Source organism: Diaphorobacter oryzae DSM 22780, from assembly GCF_059568935.1.
Window position 1 is genome coordinate 300,456 of sequence record NZ_JCANUL010000003.1, and the last position, 16,103, is coordinate 316,558.

13 protein-coding genes are annotated in these 16,103 nt (G+C 69.6%); 9 read left to right on the plus strand and 4 right to left on the minus strand.

Translation table 11 applies throughout. From position 1 onward, the window contains the following. Positions 1 to 110 precede the first annotated feature (110 nt). The gene (locus tag BP68_RS07505) at positions 111 to 1,166 is read right to left on the minus strand and encodes a DUF72 domain-containing protein (RefSeq protein ID WP_496370228.1); all 1,056 of its coding nucleotides are present in this window, start codon (positions 1,164 to 1,166) and stop codon (positions 111 to 113) included. Positions 1,167 to 1,169: 3 nt separating this feature from the next. Further along, positions 1,170 to 1,574, minus strand: coding sequence for a hypothetical protein (locus BP68_RS07510; RefSeq protein WP_496370230.1), 405 nt, complete (start codon positions 1,572 to 1,574; stop codon positions 1,170 to 1,172). A gap of 103 nt (positions 1,575 to 1,677) precedes the next feature. Here BP68_RS07510 and BP68_RS07515 point away from each other — a divergent pair, with 103 nt between their 5' ends. From BP68_RS07515 to BP68_RS07525, 3 genes are all read left to right on the plus strand, one after another. Next, positions 1,678 to 4,053: a Tex family protein gene (locus BP68_RS07515; protein WP_496370232.1), complete on the plus strand. Its 2,376-nt coding sequence runs from the start codon at positions 1,678 to 1,680 to the stop codon at positions 4,051 to 4,053. Positions 4,054 to 4,127: 74 nt separating this feature from the next. Then, positions 4,128 to 4,952 carry an HDOD domain-containing protein gene (locus BP68_RS07520; protein WP_496370234.1) on the plus strand — a complete coding sequence of 275 codons (825 nt, stop codon included), beginning with the start codon at positions 4,128 to 4,130 and terminating at the stop codon, positions 4,950 to 4,952. 16 nt (positions 4,953 to 4,968) lie between these two features. Beyond that, positions 4,969 to 6,114, plus strand: coding sequence for a patatin-like phospholipase domain-containing protein (locus BP68_RS07525; protein ID WP_496370236.1), 1,146 nt, complete (start codon positions 4,969 to 4,971; stop codon positions 6,112 to 6,114). Positions 6,115 to 6,169: 55 nt separating this feature from the next. Here BP68_RS07525 and gbd read toward each other — a convergent pair whose 3' ends face one another. Next, a complete protein-coding gene (gene gbd / locus BP68_RS07530; protein ID WP_496370238.1) occupies positions 6,170 to 7,318 on the minus strand; it encodes a 4-hydroxybutyrate dehydrogenase in 1,149 nt (382 codons plus the stop codon). Positions 7,319 to 7,380: 62 nt separating this feature from the next. Here gbd and BP68_RS07535 point away from each other — a divergent pair, with 62 nt between their 5' ends. From BP68_RS07535 to BP68_RS07545, 3 genes are all read left to right on the plus strand, one after another. Continuing rightward, complete coding sequence (locus BP68_RS07535) at positions 7,381 to 8,256, plus strand: 2-keto-4-pentenoate hydratase (protein WP_496370240.1); 876 nt, start codon at positions 7,381 to 7,383, stop codon at positions 8,254 to 8,256. 77 nt (positions 8,257 to 8,333) lie between these two features. Further along, positions 8,334 to 9,254, plus strand: a complete 921-nt coding sequence (locus tag BP68_RS07540) for an alpha/beta hydrolase (protein WP_496370401.1) — start codon at positions 8,334 to 8,336, stop codon at positions 9,252 to 9,254. 8 nt (positions 9,255 to 9,262) lie between these two features. Further along, complete coding sequence (locus BP68_RS07545) at positions 9,263 to 10,126, plus strand: YbgC/FadM family acyl-CoA thioesterase (protein WP_496370242.1); 864 nt, start codon at positions 9,263 to 9,265, stop codon at positions 10,124 to 10,126. Positions 10,127 to 10,220: 94 nt separating this feature from the next. Here the strand turns inward: BP68_RS07545 and ppsR are convergent, their stop codons facing one another. Next, complete coding sequence (gene ppsR, locus BP68_RS07550) at positions 10,221 to 11,051, minus strand: posphoenolpyruvate synthetase regulatory kinase/phosphorylase PpsR (RefSeq protein WP_496370244.1); 831 nt, start codon at positions 11,049 to 11,051, stop codon at positions 10,221 to 10,223. A gap of 238 nt (positions 11,052 to 11,289) precedes the next feature. Between ppsR and ppsA the strand changes: the two genes are divergently transcribed. Genes ppsA through BP68_RS07565 form a run of 3 tightly spaced genes read left to right on the plus strand, consistent with a single transcriptional unit; the run spans position 11,290 to position 16,095 of the window. Next, positions 11,290 to 13,680, plus strand: coding sequence for a phosphoenolpyruvate synthase (ppsA, locus tag BP68_RS07555; protein ID WP_496370246.1), 2,391 nt, complete (start codon positions 11,290 to 11,292; stop codon positions 13,678 to 13,680). Between the two features lie 20 nt (positions 13,681 to 13,700). Next, positions 13,701 to 14,018, plus strand: coding sequence for a DUF4212 domain-containing protein (locus tag BP68_RS07560; RefSeq protein ID WP_496370247.1), 318 nt, complete (start codon positions 13,701 to 13,703; stop codon positions 14,016 to 14,018). Further along, a complete protein-coding gene (locus tag BP68_RS07565; RefSeq protein WP_496370249.1) occupies positions 14,011 to 16,095 on the plus strand; it encodes a VC_2705 family sodium/solute symporter in 2,085 nt (694 codons plus the stop codon). The genes BP68_RS07560 and BP68_RS07565 overlap by 8 nt, the downstream gene beginning before the upstream one ends. Positions 16,096 to 16,103: the final 8 nt, after the last annotated feature.

A 16,103-nucleotide genomic window follows, 5' to 3' on the forward strand; every position in this document is an offset into this window, starting at 1 on the left:
GGCGTGGCGCGGCGTGGCGTGGCGTGGCGTGGCGCGGCGGCGTGGAGGGCTGCGTTCACGCCGTTTGCGGTGTTTTTAGGCTCTAGCGCTTGTCCATCAAGCGCTAATAGCTATGAATTGCATAGCGTTTGCGCAGCCACCTGCTCGGCCAGGGTGCGCACGGTCAGCGGTGCGCAGCCCTCGGCATGGTTGCTGATGGTGACGTAGGCGTTCTGCCCGCGCCCGCACACGCCCGCCAGCGTGCGCGCCAGCAGCAGGTGGTTGTCCGGGTCGGGGTGGTGGATGCGGTCGTAGGGGGCGTAGAGCTTCTCCGCATCCGCATAGCCGTGCGGGCCGTGCACGGGGTGCAGGTTCCAGCGGCACACCAGCGGGCCGGGCCACAGCAGGCGCAGCAGCGGCAGCTGCTCGGCCAGCGGCGGCATGCGCGCATGCAGGCCCAGGCAGTAGGTGGCGCCGCAGCCCTTGAGCACGTCGGCGAAATGGTGCAGGTGCTCCGGCGCCAGCCATTCGGGGTCGCGCACCTCCACGGCCAGCACGGCGTCGGGCGCGGTGAGGGGCGGCAGGGCCTGCAGCAGGGCGCGCAGGCGCTCCAGCACCTCCGGCAGGCGCTCCAGCATCGTCCAGGGCAGGGGGCTGAGCTGGAACACCAGCGCGCCGGTCAGGGCGCCCAGCCCTTCGAGCGCGGGCGCCACGAACTCCTGCGCGGCGAGCTGCGGGTTCAGGAAGGCCGGATTGGGCTCGCGGCCGCGGCCGTCCTCGCTGCGCACCAGCGCGTCGGTGACCAGGCTGGGCGCCTTGACCACGAAGCGGAAGTCCGCCGGCACCTGGGCGGCGTAGCGCGCGTAGTCGCTGGCGCTGAGCGGGCGGTAGAAGCTGCGGTCGATGCTCACCGTGCGCAGCAGCGGGTGTTGGGCGTAGACGGGCAGGCCCTTCTTGGCCAGCAGCTGCTCGGAATGCGCACCCTCCCAGACCAGGCCCTGCCAGCCCGGGTAGCTCCACGACGAGGTGCCCAGGCGCAGCGTGGGCGGCAGCCGCGCGGCCAGGGCGCGCAGGCCCTGGTCCCAGGCCGCGGGGTGGATGCCCGCGCGGCGCGCGGGCGTGGCGGCTTGTGCGGTGGGCGGCGATGGCGGCGCGGGCGCAGGGCCGCCGAACAGGTCGTCCTGCATGGCTCACAGGCCCTCGAACAGGCCGCCCTCGTCGAGCAGGTCGTAGGCGATCTCGGGCCGCTGGTCCATGCTTTTCTTGATGGCGGCCGGAATGGCCTGGCGCGTCTTGCGGCACAGGCCCGGCTGCTCCTGCACCAGGATCGTGATGCCGCGCAGGCTGCGCACCTCGTGGGGGCTGGTGTGGATGGCCAGCCGCACGCCGAGCTGCTCGAACAGGCGCCGCTCCATGTGGCGCAGGTCCTGCAGGCTGGTGAGGTTTTCCAGCCGCTGCACCAGGCGCTTTTCTTCCTCGCGCGTCAGGCGCAGGATGCGCGTGTCGCCGCCGGGTGCGCGCATCAGCGCGTCGCGCTCGCACACGCAGGCGCCGGGCGGGCATTCGGTGCGGAGGGGGAAGGGCGGCTCGGACATGACGCAGGTCATTCTAGGGCGCGGCTACGCTTGTTCACACCATGCCTGCCGGGCCCTGTGGCAAACTTCCGCGCTTCGTTTTTCGCGTCTTTTCCCCAGGCACATGCAGCAGATCGTTCGGCAGTTGGCCGCAGAAATCAAGATTACCGAAGCCCAGGTGCGCTCCGCCGTGGAGCTGCTCGATGGCGGCGCCACCGTGCCCTTCATCGCGCGCTACCGCAAGGAAGTGACCGGCGGGCTGGACGACGTGCAACTGCGCGAGCTCGAAGCCCGCCTGTCCTACCTGCGCGAGCTGGAAGACCGCCGCGGGGCCGTGCTCAAGGCCATCGACGAGCAGGGCAAGCTGACCGATGCCCTGCGCGCGCAAATCGCCGCCGCGCCCACCAAGCAGGAGCTGGAAGACATCTACCTGCCCTTCAAGCAAAAGCGCCGCACCAAGGGCCAGATTGCCAAGGAGTTCGGCATCGAGCCGCTGGCCGACAAGCTGCTGGCCGACCCCACGCTGGACCCGCACGCCGAGGCCCAGGCCTTCTGCCAGCCCGCCACCACGCTCGACGATGGCAAGCCGGGGCCCGATTTTTCGACCACCTTCGCCGTGCTCGACGGCGTGCGCGACATCCTGTCCGAGCGCTGGGCCGAGGACGCCGTGCTGGTGCAGTCGCTGCGCGAATGGCTGTGGGCCGAGGGGCTGCTGCGCTCCAAGAAGGTGGAGAGCAAGAACGAGAACGACCCCGAGGTCGCCAAGTTCCGCGACTACTTCGAGTACGACGAGCCGATCGGCCGCGTGCCCTCGCACCGTGCGCTGGCGGTGTTCCGCGGCCGCGCGCTGGAGATTCTGGAAGCCAAGCTGGTGCTGCCCGTGGAGCCTGAGCCCGGCCAGCCCAGCATTGCCGAAGGCCGCATCGCCCTGCACCTGGGCTGGAGCCACGCGGGCCGCAAGAGCGACGACCTGCTGCGCAAGTGCGTGGCCTGGACCTGGCGCGTGAAGCTCAGCCTCTCCACCGAGCGCGACCTGTTCTCGCGCCTGCGCGAAGAGGCCGAGAAGGTGGCCATCAAGGTGTTTGCCGACAACCTGCGCGACCTGCTGCTGGCCGCGCCCGCCGGCCCGCGCGCCGTGATGGGGCTGGACCCGGGCATCCGCACCGGCGTGAAGGTGGCCGTGGTGGACCGCACCGGCAAGCTGGTGGAGACCGCCACCGTCTACCCGCACGAGCCGCGCCGCGACTGGGACGGCAGCCTGGCGACGCTGGGGCGCCTGTGCATGAAACACGGCGTGCAGCTCATCGCCATTGGCAACGGCACGGCCAGCCGCGAGACCGACAAGCTGGCGGCCGAGTTGATCAAGTTAGTGCAAAAACAGGCTGTAGGCCATACGGAACAAGCGCAGAAAGCTATCGAAAAGATAGTGGTGAGCGAGGCCGGCGCCTCGGTGTACTCCGCCAGCGAATACGCCAGCCAGGAGATGCCCGACGTGGACGTGAGCCTGCGCGGCGCCGCCAGCATTGCGCGCCGCCTGCAGGACCCGCTGGCCGAGCTGGTGAAGATCGAGCCCAAGAGCATTGGCGTGGGCCAGTACCAGCACGACGTGAACCAGAGCGAGCTGGCGCGCACGCTGGACGCGGTGGTCGAGGACTGCGTGAACTCCGTGGGCGTGGACCTGAACACCGCCAGCGCGCCGCTGCTGTCGCGCGTGTCGGGCCTGTCGGGCAGCGTGGCCAAGTCGGTGGTGCGCTGGCGCGAGGCCAACGGCGCCTTCCAAAGCCGCAAGCAGCTCATGGAGGTCAGCGGCCTGGGCGCCAAGACCTTCGAGCAGGCGGCCGGCTTCTTGCGCATCCGCGGCGGCGACAACCCGCTGGACATGACCGGCGTGCACCCCGAGACCTACCCCGTGGTCGAGCAGATCATGGAAAAGACGGGCAAGGCCGTGGCCGAGCTGATGGGCCGCGCCGACATGCTCAAGACCCTGCGCCCCGAGCTGTTCGCCAACGAGAAGTTTGGCGCCATCACCGTCAAGGACATCCTGGCCGAGCTGGAAAAGCCAGGCCGCGACCCGCGCCCGGACTTCAAGGTGGCGCGCTTCAACGACGGCGTGGAAGACATTGCCGACCTCAAGGAAGGCATGGTGCTGGAGGGCACGGTGAGCAACGTGGCCCAGTTCGGCGCCTTCGTCGATCTGGGCGTGCACCAGGATGGGCTGGTGCACGTGAGCCAGCTGGCGCACAAGTTCGTGAGCGATGCGCGCGAGGTGGTCAAGACCGGCGACATCGTCAAGGTGAAGGTGCTGGAGGTGGACGTGGCGCGCAAGCGCATCAGCCTGACCATGAAGCTCGATGCTGCACCGGCGCGCCGCGACGGCCCGCGCGACAACCGCTTCGAGGGGGCGGGCCGGGGCTATGCCGCACCGCGCCGTACCAACGAGCCCGCGCCGCAGTCGGCCATGGCCTCGGCCTTTGCCAAGCTGCAGCAGGGCAAGCGCTGAACCCGCGGAAAAGTAAACAACCGTAATAGTTGCATGGATAATCCCCGGACCTTCCTGTCCGGGCGATGCAATCCATGGAGTTGAATGCACTGCTGGCGCAGCCCTTTGTGCTGCCCAGCCTGCCACGTGCAGTGGCGCTGCTGTTGAGCGAGCTCGGCTCCGCCGAGCCGAGCCTGCGGCGCCTGAACCAGCTCTTCGGCACCGACCCGGCGCTGGCCGCGCGCCTGCTGGAAGAGGCCAATTCTGCGCATTTCGCCGCGCAGCGCCAGATCTGCGGCATTCCCGAGGCGCTGGCCCTGCTGGGCGTGCCCCAGCTGCGCTCGCTGGTGGCCTCGGCGCCGCTGGGCACCACCTCGCGCTCGGTGCCGGGGGTGAACCTGCAGCATTTCTGGCGCTACAGCCTCAACACCGCCAAGCTGGCGCGCTCGCTCGCGGGCCTGGTGCACCACAACCAGATCACGGCCTACACCGCCGGCCTGCTGCACGCCGTGGGCGAGCTGGTGCTGCACCTGGCCGATCCCGCGCGCCTGCATTCCATCAACAGCCTGGTGGCGCCGCTGGACCTGCGCCGCGCCAAGCTGGAAAAGCACCTGTTCGGCTACTGCTACGGCCAGGTCAGCGCCGGGCTGGCCTGGCGCTGGCAACTGCCCGAAACGGTGGTGGATGCGCTGCGCCACCACAACGCGCCGTTCGACAACGACGCCTACGAGCCGCTGGCGGGCGTGCTGCACCTGGCCGCCTGGCGCGCCCGCGCCCGCGAGGCGGGGCTGGACGAGCGCGAGCTGGCCGTGTCCTTTCCCGGCGAGGTGGGCGTGGCGCTGGGCCTGGACATCGACATGGTGCTGCAGCAAGACCCCATCGACTGGAAGGCGCGCCCCGACGCGGGCGACTACGTGTGAGCGCGGAGGGCGGGCGGTGAGGGCGCTGTGCATCCATGCCGGGCCGCTGGCGCTGCGGCACATCGAACGCCACGGCCTCTCGCCGGGCGACGTGGCCGTGATCCCCGCCGCCGCGGGCGGGCCCAAGGGGCTGATCCTCGGGCCGCTGGACCGTTTCATCTTCGGCGACTGGCTGCCGCGGTCGACGCAGCCGGTGGACCTGGTGGGCGCCTCGATCGGTGCCTGGCGCATGGCCACGGCCTGCCTGGCGCACAGCCCACCGGCCTTCGAGCGGCTGGAGCACGACTACATCCACCAGGAGTACGAGCTGCCGCCCGGCGCGCGCCGCCCGCCGGCCGAGGCCGTGAGCGCGCGGTTCGGCCAGAACCTGCGCGACTTCTTCGGCGGGCGCGTGGCCGAGCTGCTGTCCCACCCGCGCTACCGCCTGCACATCGTCGCCGCGCATGGGCGCCATCTGCTCGCGCGCGAGCACCGCGTGGCCACGCCGCTGGGCTACCTGGCCGCCTTCGCCACCAATGCGCTGCACCGGCGCGCGCTGGGGCTGTGGCTGGAGCGCGTGGTGTTCTCCACGCCCGCGCCCCGCGCCTTGCCCTTCGACGCGGGCGACTTGCGCACGCAGCAGGTGGCCCTGAACGCGCACAACTTCATGCCCGCGCTGCAGGCCAGCTGCTCCATTCCCTTCGTGCTGCGGGCCGTGCACGACATCGCCGGCGCGCCGCCCGGTGCCTATTGGGATGGCGGCCTCACCGACTACCACATGCACCTGCGCTACCGCGCGCCGGGTGCTATCAAAAGTGAAGCTGATAGCGCTTATCCAGCAAGCGCTGGGGCCGTATTGGATGCCAAAAGAGCGCCCGGCATCGTGCTCTACCCGCATTTCCAGCCGCGCGTGGTGCCCGGCTGGCTGGACAAGGGCCTGCGCTGGCGCCACCAGGCCACGCCGGCGCTGGACCGCATGGTGCTGCTGTCGCCCCACCCGGACTGGGTGCGCGGCCTGCCCCACGCCAAGCTGCCCGACCGCAACGACTTCACCCACTACGGCATGGACACGGCGGCGCGCGCGCGGGCCTGGGGCACGGCCGTGGCGGCGGCGCGGCAGCTGGCGGACGAATGGGCCGAGTGGCTGCGCCGCCCGGATGCGGCGCGCGTGCTCAGGCTGTGAGCGGCGGCCTTTTTTGGGGCTTCTTGGGGCGCCTCTTGGGCCGCCGGCACAGCGATTACAGCGAGGCCGCCAGCATCTCCCGGTAGTCCTGCGCGCTGGCCTCGCGCGGATTGGTCTTGTGGCAATGGTCCGCCAGCGCGCCGCGGATCACGTCGTCAAACATCGCCTCGCTCACGCCCATGGCCGCCAGCCCGGTGGGCAGGCCCAGGCGCGCGTTCATGTCGCGGATGGCGTCGGGAATGTCGCCCGCGCTACCCAAGCCCATGGCGTGGGCCATGCGCTCCAGGCGGCGCTCCTGGCGCACCGATTCGGCCTGCGCGTTGAAGCGCACCACGGCGGGCAGAAACATGGCGTTGAGCGTGCCGTGGTGCAGGCGCGGGTTCAGGCCGCCCAGGCTGTGGCTCAAGGAATGCACGGCTCCCAGGCCTTTCTGGAAGGCCATGGCGCCCTGCATGCTGGCGCTCATCATGGCCAGGCGGGCGTCGCGGTCCTGGCCGTTCTTGGTGGCGGCCTCGATGTGGTGCCAGCCGCGCTCCAGGCCGTCCAGGGCGATGCCGTCGGCCGGCGGGTTGAAGGCGGCGGACATGAAGGTCTCCATGCAGTGCGCGATGGCGTCCATGCCCGTGGCGGCCGTCAGCAGCGGCGGCAGGCCCAGCGTGAGGCCGGGGTCGCAGATGGCGGCCCGGGGCACCAGGTGCCAGGAGTGGAAGCCCAGCTTGCGGTGGTCGTCCACGATGAGGATGGCGCCGCGCGCCACCTCGCTGCCGGTGCCGCTGGTGGTGGGCACGGCGATCAGCGGCGCGGCCCGTTCGGTGATGCGCTGCGAGCCGCCCTCGATGGTGGCGTAGCGCGTGAGCGGCCCCTCGTGCGTGGCGGCGATGGCGATGCCCTTGGCGCAGTCGATGGCCGAGCCGCCGCCCACGGCGATCAGGCCGTCGCAGCCCTGGGCCCGGTACAGATCGGCGGCGGCGCGCACGGCGGCCTCGGTGGGGTTGGCGGGCGTCTGGTCGAACACCGTGACGCGCAGGCCGCCGGATGGGGACTGAAGGGCGTCCAGCGCCTGCTGCAGCACGCCGGCGGCCTTGACGCCGGGGTCCGTCACCACCAGGGGGCGCGTGATGCCGATGCGCTCGCATTCCTGCTGCAGCAGCCGCACGGCGCCGAATTCAAACTGGATCTGGGTGACGTAGTAGATGAAAGCCATGGTGTGCAGGGTGGGACAAGTGCAATTACGATCAGCCGCCACACTACAACCAGGAGACCGGCATGACCATGAAGCAAACCCTCATCGCGCTGGGGACGGGCGCCGCACTGGCGGCGGTCGCGGGCGCGCAGGCCCAGTGCCTCAGCGACGAGCAGGTGGGGGTGATGGCGTCGCACTATTCGGCCAAGACGCCGGCGCCCAACTTTCAGGCGCTGACGGACGAGGAGGGCGCTTGCTCGCGGGCCAAGTTCAATGTGCTGCTGGCGTCCAGCCTGGGCCAGGTGGTGGGCTACAAGGCCGGCCTCACCAATCCCGCAGTGCAAAAGCGCTTCCACACGGACAAGCCGGTGTGGGGCAAGCTCTATGAGGGCATGGTCCAGCCCGGCGGCTTCACCACGCCGGCGGCCTTTGGCGCGCGCCCGCTGTATGAGGCCGACCTGCTGGTGCGCGTGAAGGACGCGGCCATCAACCACGCGCGCACGCCCTACGAGGTGCTGCAGTCCGTCGACCAGGTGATTCCGTTCATCGAGCTGCCCGACCTCGTGGTGCAGGCGCCGCCGCAGCTCAACGGCCCGGGCGTGGGCGCAATCAACGTGGGCGCGCGCCTGGGCGTGGCGGGCCAGCCCGTCGCCGTGCCGGCCACGCGCGCCGAGCGCTACGCGCTGCTGGACGCGATGGAGCGCATGACCGTGCAGCTCACGGACCAGTCCGGCGCGCTGCTCGCCAGCGGCAAGGGCAGCGATATCCTCGGCCATCCGCTCCATGCCGTGGTCTGGCTGGCCCAGGCGCTTCAGAAGGAAGAGATCACCCTGCGGCCCGGCGACCTGGTCAGCCTGGGCTCGTTCTCGCCGCTGCTGCCGCCGCGCCCCGGCCTGAGCGTGACCGCCACCTACCAGGGCCTGCCTGGCGCGCAGCCGGTGCAGGTGCATTTCAAGTAAGCACAGGACCCCCAGCGTTGACGACGACCGATTCCGTTTCCCCTTCCTATGCGCACCATGCGCGGCTCACGCCGCAGATGCGCGGCGTCATCCACAGCATGGCGCGCGCCGGTCGCCCCCCGCTGCACACGTTGAGCCCCGCCGCGGCCCGCGCCGCCTATGAGCTGGGCGCGGGCGTGCTCGAGATCCCGAAGGCCGCGCTGCCCCGGGTCGAAGAGCTGCGCATTCCCGCGCGCGACGGCACGCTGCTGCCCGCGCGCCTGTACGCGCCCAGCACCGGCGCGGCGCTGCCGCTGCTGCTGTACCTGCACGGCGGCGGCTTCACCATCGGCAGCGTGGCCACGCACGACGTGCTGTGCCGCGAGCTGGCGCGGCTGGCGGGCTGCATGGTGGTGTCGCTGGACTACCGGCTCGCGCCCGAGCACCCGTTCCCTACCGCCAGCAACGACGCCTGGGACGCGCTGGCCTGGGTGGCGCGGCAGGCTGCCGCGCTGGGCGCCGACCCCGCGCGCCTGGCCGTGGGCGGCGACAGCGCGGGCGGCACGCTGGCGGCCGTCAATGCCCTCCTGGCGCGTGATGCCGGCCTGCCGCTGGCGCTGCAGCTCTTGATCTACCCCGGCACCACGGCGCACCAGGACACGCCGTCGCACACCGAGTTCGCCCACGGCCTGGTGCTGGAGCGCGCGGCCATCGGCTGGTTCTTCGACCAGTACATCCCCAGCCGCGCCGAGCGCGAGGACTGGCGCTTCGCCCCGCTGCTGGCGCCCGACGCGGAGGGCGTGGCGCCTGCCTGGATCGGCCTGGCCGAATGCGACCCGCTGGTGGACGAGGGCGTGGAATACGCCGACAAGCTGCGCGCCGCCGGCGTGGCCGTCGACCTGGAGATCTACCGCGGCGTCACGCACGAATTCATCAAGATGGGCCGCGCCATTCCCGAGGCGCGCCAGGCCCATCAGGACGCCGCGCGCGCCCTGCGCACCGCCTTCCAAACCGATTGAGACGCCCCATGCAACGCCAAGACTTCCGCTGCTTTCACCGCCTGCGCGTGCGCTGGTCGGAGGTGGACATCCAGAAGATCGTCTTCAATGCCCACTACCTCACCTATGCCGACTGCGCCATGACCGAGTACTGGCGCGCGCTGGCCCTGCCGTACGAGGCCGGCATGCAGGCCCTGGGCGGCGAGGTGTACCTCAAGAAGGCCAGCGTGGAATACCACGCCTCGGCCCGGCTCGATGACCTGCTGGACGTGGGCATGCGCTGCGCCCGCGTGGGCACCACCTCCATGGTGTTCGAGGCCGGCATGTTCGTGGGAGACCGGCTGCTGGTCGCCGTGGAGCTGGTCTATGTGTTCGCCGACCCGGCCACGCAGACCAAGCGCGCCGTGCCGCCGGCGCTGCGCGCCATGATCGAGCACTTCGAGGCCGGCGGCGAGGTGGTAGAGCTGCGCGTGGGCGACTGGGCCACGCTGGGCAGCGACGCCACGGCGCTGCGCACGGCGGTGTTCGTGCAGGAGCAGGGCATCGACCCGGCGCTGGAGCTGGACGCGCTGGACGCCACGGCCGTGCATGCCGTCGTCTGCAACCGCCTGGGCCAGGCCGTGGCCACGGGCCGGCTGTTGCAGAGCGCGCCGGGCGAGGCACGCATAGGCCGCATGGCGGTGGACCGTGTGCTGCGCGGCCAGCGCTGGGGCCGCATGGTGCTGGATGCGCTGGTGCAGGCCGCGCGGGCGCGGGGCGACGCGCAGGTCACGCTGCACGCGCAGTGCAGCGCCGAGAGCTTCTACCGCCGCGCGGGCTTCGAGGTCCTGGGCGAGCCGTACGAGGAGGCGGGCATCGCCCACATCACCATGCGGCGCATGCTGCAGGTTTAATTGCTATGCATTTTATAGCTAATTGCACTTGATGGATAAGCGAAAAAGACGATTTTTATCGTGAATCGCTTCCCGGCTGCGCGCCGGGCCGCGGTCAGTACTGCAGCCGCTCGGGACGCACCTCTTGCAGGATGGTGGTGGCGATCTCTTCGATGCTCTTGGTGGTGGTGGACAGCCAGCGGATCCCCGAGCGGCGCATCATGGCCTCGGCCTCGGCCACTTCCTGGCGGCAGTTCATCAGGTCCGCGTACTTGGAGCCGGGCCGGCGTTCATTGCGGATCTGCGACAGCCGCTGCGGGTCGATGGTCAGCCCGAAGATCTTCCGGCCGTGCGGCACCAGGGCGGGGGGCAGCTGGCGGCGCTCGAAGTCCTCGGGGATCAGCGGGTAGTTGGCCACCTTCAGGCCGCACTGCATGGCCAGGTACAGGCTGGTGGGCGTCTTGCCGCTGCGCGAGACGCCGATCAGGATCACGTCCGCCCCCGTCAGGTCGCGGTGGCTCTGGCCGTCGTCGTGGTCCAGGCTGAAGTTGATGGCCTCGATGCGGTCGCTGTACTCCTTGGACAGGCTGATGTCCGAGAAGCGCCCCACGCGGTGGTGCGACTTGATGCCCAGCTCCGCCTCCAGCGGGCGGATGAAGGTGCCGAACATGTCCAGCAGCATGCCCTTGCAGCCCTCCTCGATGATGCGAAGCACGCTCATGTTCACCAGCGTGGTGAACACGATGGGCTTGCGCCCCTCGACCTCCGCCGTGTGGTTGATCTGCCGCACCACCTGGTGGGCCTTGTCCTCGGTGTCGATGAAGGGCAGGCGGACGTGGCGCGGACGCACGTCGAACTGGGCCAGGATGGCGTTGCCGAAGGTCTCGGCCGTGATGCCGGTGCCGTCGGAGATGTAGAACGCGGTGCGCGTGTGCGTTGCAAGCATGGAGAAAGAGGGCCGGGACACGGTCTGAAGAAACAGGGGGACGGCGCGTGCGGGTGCGCCGCCGGCGCACGGCGCCATGCACGCCTACAATGGCACCCATTATTCCCAAATTCTTCACCATGCAGCGCGCCGGCCCACAACCACAACAGCAAAGCCGAGGCCGCGGCATGGGTGCTTGCCTGCCACCTTCTGGCATCGACGCAGGCGCAGACCCGGTTTTAACTTCTGGAGCTTTCCCATGTCTGCACGTTTCGACGCGACCGCCCTGGTCGTACCGTTTGAAAACCTGAGAATGAGCGACGTCGAGGTCGTTGGCGGCAAAAACGCCTCCCTCGGCGAGATGATCTCCCAGCTGCCCGAAGGGGTGCGCGTGCCCACGGGCTTCGCCACCACGGCGCACGCGTTCCGCGAGTTCCTCCAGTACGAGGGCCTGGCGGACCGCATCAGCCAGCGCCTGGCCACCCTGGACACCGAAGATGTGCGCGCGCTGGCCGAGGCCGGCGCCCAGATCCGTGGCTGGGTGGAAGCCCAGCCGTTCCCGGCCGATCTGGAAAAGGCCGTGCGCGAGGCCTTCGCCGCACTGTCGGCGGGCAACGACAAGGCCAGCTTCGCCGTGCGCTCGTCCGCCACGGCCGAGGACCTGCCCGACGCCTCGTTCGCCGGCCAGCAGGAGACCTTCCTGAACGTGGTGGGCATCGAGGACGTGCTGCACAAGATGAAGGAAGTGTTCGCGTCGCTGTACAACGACCGCGCCATCTCCTACCGCGTGCACAAGGGCTTCGCGCATGACGTGGTGGCCCTGTCGGCCGGCGTGCAGCGCATGGTGCGCTCCGACCTGGGCGCGGCCGGCGTGATGTTCACCATCGATACCGAGTCCGGTTTTGAAGAAGTGGTGTTTATCACCTCGAGCTACGGCCTGGGCGAGACCGTGGTGCAGGGCGCCGTGAACCCCGACGAGTTCTACGTGCACAAGCCCATGCTGAAGGCCGGCAACAAGGCCGTGATCCGCCGCAATCTGGGCAGCAAGCTGATCCAGATGGTGTTCTCCTCGCCCGAAGAAAAGCAGGCCACCGGCAAGCTGGTGAAGACCACCGAGGTGGCGACCGAGCTGCGCAACCGCTATTCGCTGACCGATGCCGACGTGGAGCAACTGGCCCACTACGCGCTGGTGATCGAACAGCACTACGGCCGTCCCATGGACATCGAGTGGGGCAAGGACGGCACGGACGGCCAGCTGTACATCCTGCAGGCACGTCCCGAGACGGTGAAGAGCCAGTCCAAGGGCCAGGCCGAACAGCGCTTCAAGCTGAAGGGCCACGGCACCGTGCTGGCCGAAGGCCGCGCCATCGGCCAGAAGATCGGCACCGGCCCGGTGCGCCTGGTGCACAACATCAGCGAGATGGACAAGGTCCAGCCCGGCGACGTGCTCGTGACCGACATGACCGACCCCAACTGGGAGCCGGTGATGAAGCGCGCCAGCGCCATCGTCACCAACCGCGGCGGGCGCACCTGCCACGCGGCCATCATTGCGCGCGAGCTGGGAATTCCGGCCGTGGTGGGCTGCGGCCATGCCACCGACCTGCTCAAGGACGGCACCCTGGTCACCGTGAGCTGCGCTGAGGGCGACACGGGCAAGATCTATGACGGCCTGCTGGAGACCGAGGTGACCGAGGTGCAGCGCGGCGAGATGCCAGCCATCGACGTCAAGATCATGATGAATGTGGGCAACCCGCAGCTCGCCTTCGACTTCGCCCAGCTGCCCAACGAGGGCGTGGGCCTGGCGCGCCTGGAATTCATCATCAACAACAACATCGGCGTGCACCCCAAGGCCATCCTGGACTACCCGAACGTCGATGCCGACCTGAAGAAGGCGGTCGAGTCCGTGGCGCGTGGCCATGCCTCGCCGCGTGCCTTCTACGTGGACAAGGTGGCCGAAGGCGTGGCCACCATTGCCGCGGCCTTCTGGCCCAAGCCGGTGATCGTGCGCCTGTCGGACTTCAAGTCCAATGAGTACCGCAAGCTCATCGGCGGCAGCCGCTACGAGCCCGAGGAAGAGAACCCCATGCTGGGTTTCCGCGGCGCGGCGCGCTACATCAGCGAAGACTTCGGCGAGGCCTTCGCCATGGAGTGCGAGGCGCTCAAGCGCGTGCGCAACGACATGGGGCTGACCAATGTGCAGGTGATGGTGCCGTTCGTGCGCACCCTGGGCCAGGCCGACCGCGTGACCCAGCTGCTGGCGGCGCACGGCCTGAAGCGCGGTGAGAACGCGCTCAAGGTCATCATGATGTGCGAGGTGCCGAGCAATGCCATCCTGGCCGAGCGCTTCCTGGAGTTTTTCGACGGTTTCTCCATCGGCTCCAACGACCTGACCCAGCTCACCCTGGGCCTGGACCGCGATTCGGGCCTGGAGCTGCTGGCCCAGGACTTCGACGAGCGCGATCCCGCCGTGGAAACCCTGATCCACCAGGCCATCAAGGCCTGCCGCGCGCAGGGCAAGTACATCGGCATCTGCGGTCAGGGGCCCAGCGACCATCCCGACTTTGCGCAGTGGCTGGCGAAGGAGGGCATTTCCTCCATCTCGCTGAACCCTGACAGCGTGATCGGCACCTGGCAGCAACTGGCCGGCTGACGGCCACCTCGCCGCACGCCATGCCCTACCGCAGGACACTGACGCACGACGAGCATGCGGGGGCCCCTTTCGCCCCCGACCTGCACGATGCGCGTCACCTGTGGCTCAAGGCGGGGCTGCTGTGCGTGTGGGTGCTGGTGTCCTTCGTGGCCTGCTACTTCGCGCGCGACCTGCAGTTCCAGGTGGGGCAATGGCCGCTGAGCTACTGGATCGCCTCCCAAGGGGCAGTCCTGATGTTCATCGTCCTGGTCTGCGTTTACTGTGCCGCGATGAGCTATTTCGAGCGGCAAGACATGGCGGCCCAGCACGATGCCGCCAACGCCCCACCCCATGACTGAGCGCGGGGCAGGGCGCGCCTACCTGGCGCGCCTGAACCGCATCATGGCGCTGTACATAGCGGGTCTGCTGGGCTTCGTGGGCCTGATGGCCTGGGCCGAGCAGCGCGGCCTGTCGCGGCAGTGGATCGGCCCGATCTTCCTGTTCCTGACGGTGATGGCCTATGCGGCCATCGGCGTCTACGGGCGCACCTCGGATCCGGACGAGTACTACGTCGCGGGCCGCCGCATTCCCCCCTTCTACAACGGCATGGCCGCCGCGGCGGACTGGATGAGCGCGGCCTCGTTCATCAGCCTCTCGGGCGCGCTGTACCTGCAGGGCTTCTCGGGTACGCCCGGCCAGCCCGGCGGCCTGGCCTATCTGCTGGGCTGGACGGGCGGCTTCGTGCTCGTGGCCATGCTGATCGCACCGCACCTGCGGGCGATGAACCTCTACACCATTCCCGATTTCTTCCAGGTGCGCTTTGGCGGGCGCTGGCCGCGCATCATCGCCGCGCTGTCGGCCGTGCTGTGTTCGTTCACCTACGTGGTGGCGCAGATCTACGGCGTGGGGCTGATCGCATCGCGCCTCACGGGGGTGCAGTTCGAGATCGGCATCATGCTGGGCCTGGGCGGCGTGCTGCTGTGCTCCTTCCTGGGTGGCATGCGCGCCATCACCTGGACGCAGGTGGCGCAGTACGTGGTGATCCTGCTGGCGTTCCTGATCCCGGTGTCCTGGCTGGCCTACAAGCAGCTCGGCAATCCCGTGGCGCCGGCCGTGGCCGGGGCGCAGATCGGCAAGATCGCGGAGCTGGAGGAGGGGCTGCTGGCCTCCGATGCCGAGCGCGAGGTCGTGGCCGCCTACCTGCACCGCGCGCGTGACTTCGAGGCTCGGCTTGAGGATGTTCCAGCGGCGCTGGCGCGCGAGCGCGAGGCGGCACGCGAGCGCGTTCAGCGCCTGCGCGCGCAGAACGCCGACGTGGGCCTGATCGTCGCGGCCAGCCGCGACCTGGCCGCCATGCCGCGCGACGAGGCGGCCGCGCGCGAGCGCTGGACGCGGGAGATGCAGGGCAACTACGAGCATGCCAGGGCGCTCGGCGGGCTGCCGCGCCACAGCCAGGCCTTCGCGGGCGATCCGCGGGGCACGGCGCAGGAGCAGCAGGATTTCGACCACGCGCGGCGCAACTTCCTCGCGCTGATGTTCTGCCTCATGGTGGGCACGGCGGGCCTGCCGCATTTGCTCACGCGCTATTACACCGCGCCATCGGTGGCGGGCGCGCGTACCTCGGTGGCGTGGTCGCTGTTCTTCATCGCCCTGCTGTACCTGAGCGCGCCGGCGCTGGCGGTGCTGGTGAAGTTCGAGGTCATGAACAATCTCGTGGGCAGCAGCTTCGACCAGCTGCCCAACTGGATGGCGCAATGGGCGCGCGTGGATGCGTCGCTGTTGTCGGTGGAGGACGTGAATGGCGACGGCGTCGTGCAGTTCGGCGAAATCCACTTCGGCGCCGACCTGATCGTGCTGGCCACGCCCGAGATCGGCGGCCTGCCGTACGTGATCTCGGGCCTGGTGGCCGCGGGCGGGCTAGCCTCGGCGCTGTCCACCGCCGACGGCCTGCTGCTCACCATCAGCAACGCGCTGGTGCGCGACCTGTACTTCCAGGAGACGCGGCGCAAGGCATCGTCCGAGCAGCGCGTGATCCTCACCAAGTTCACGCTGCTCACGGTGGCCCTGTCGGCGGCCTTCGTGGCGGCGCTCAAGCCCTCGGAGATTCTGCCCATGGTCTCGGCATCGTTCTCGATCGCCGCATCGGCCTTCGTGCCGGCCATGGTGCTGGGCATCTTCTGGCGCGGGACCACGCGGCAAGGGGCTGTGGCCGGCATGCTGGCGGGCCTGCTGGTCACCATGTACTACCTGCTCGCACAGGTGGATGGCGTGCGCGAACTGGTGCCCCGCATGCTGCTCGTGGATGGGCTCTGGTTTGGCATCCATCCGATATCGGCGGGCGTGTTCGGCGTGCCGGCCGGGCTGGCCGTGGCCTGGGTGGTGAGCCTGGCCACGCGGCCCGCGAAGGTGCGGCCGGTGGTGGCGGATGGCCTTTGATGGCTGCG

What these genes read in the sequence shown, in the direction of transcription:
- BP68_RS07505 (WP_496370228.1), bottom strand. Translation starts at nt 1,166, where the DNA reads ATGCAGGACGACCTGTTCGGCGGCCCTGCGCCCGCGCCGCCATCGCCG.
- BP68_RS07510 (WP_496370230.1), bottom strand. Translation starts at nt 1,574, where the DNA reads ATGTCCGAGCCGCCCTTCCCCCTCCGCACCGAATGCCCGCCCGGCGCC.
- BP68_RS07515 (WP_496370232.1), top strand. Translation starts at nt 1,678, where the DNA reads ATGCAGCAGATCGTTCGGCAGTTGGCCGCAGAAATCAAGATTACCGAA.
- BP68_RS07520 (WP_496370234.1), top strand. Translation starts at nt 4,128, where the DNA reads ATGGAGTTGAATGCACTGCTGGCGCAGCCCTTTGTGCTGCCCAGCCTG.
- gbd (WP_496370238.1), bottom strand. Translation starts at nt 7,318, where the DNA reads ATGGCTTTCATCTACTACGTCACCCAGATCCAGTTTGAATTCGGCGCC.
- BP68_RS07535 (WP_496370240.1), top strand. Translation starts at nt 7,381, where the DNA reads ATGACCATGAAGCAAACCCTCATCGCGCTGGGGACGGGCGCCGCACTG.
- BP68_RS07540 (WP_496370401.1), top strand. Translation starts at nt 8,334, where the DNA reads ATGCGCGGCGTCATCCACAGCATGGCGCGCGCCGGTCGCCCCCCGCTG.
- BP68_RS07545 (WP_496370242.1), top strand. Translation starts at nt 9,263, where the DNA reads ATGCAACGCCAAGACTTCCGCTGCTTTCACCGCCTGCGCGTGCGCTGG.
- ppsR (WP_496370244.1), bottom strand. Translation starts at nt 11,051, where the DNA reads ATGCTTGCAACGCACACGCGCACCGCGTTCTACATCTCCGACGGCACC.
- ppsA (WP_496370246.1), top strand. Translation starts at nt 11,290, where the DNA reads ATGTCTGCACGTTTCGACGCGACCGCCCTGGTCGTACCGTTTGAAAAC.
- BP68_RS07560 (WP_496370247.1), top strand. Translation starts at nt 13,701, where the DNA reads ATGCCCTACCGCAGGACACTGACGCACGACGAGCATGCGGGGGCCCCT.
- BP68_RS07565 (WP_496370249.1), top strand. Translation starts at nt 14,011, where the DNA reads ATGACTGAGCGCGGGGCAGGGCGCGCCTACCTGGCGCGCCTGAACCGC.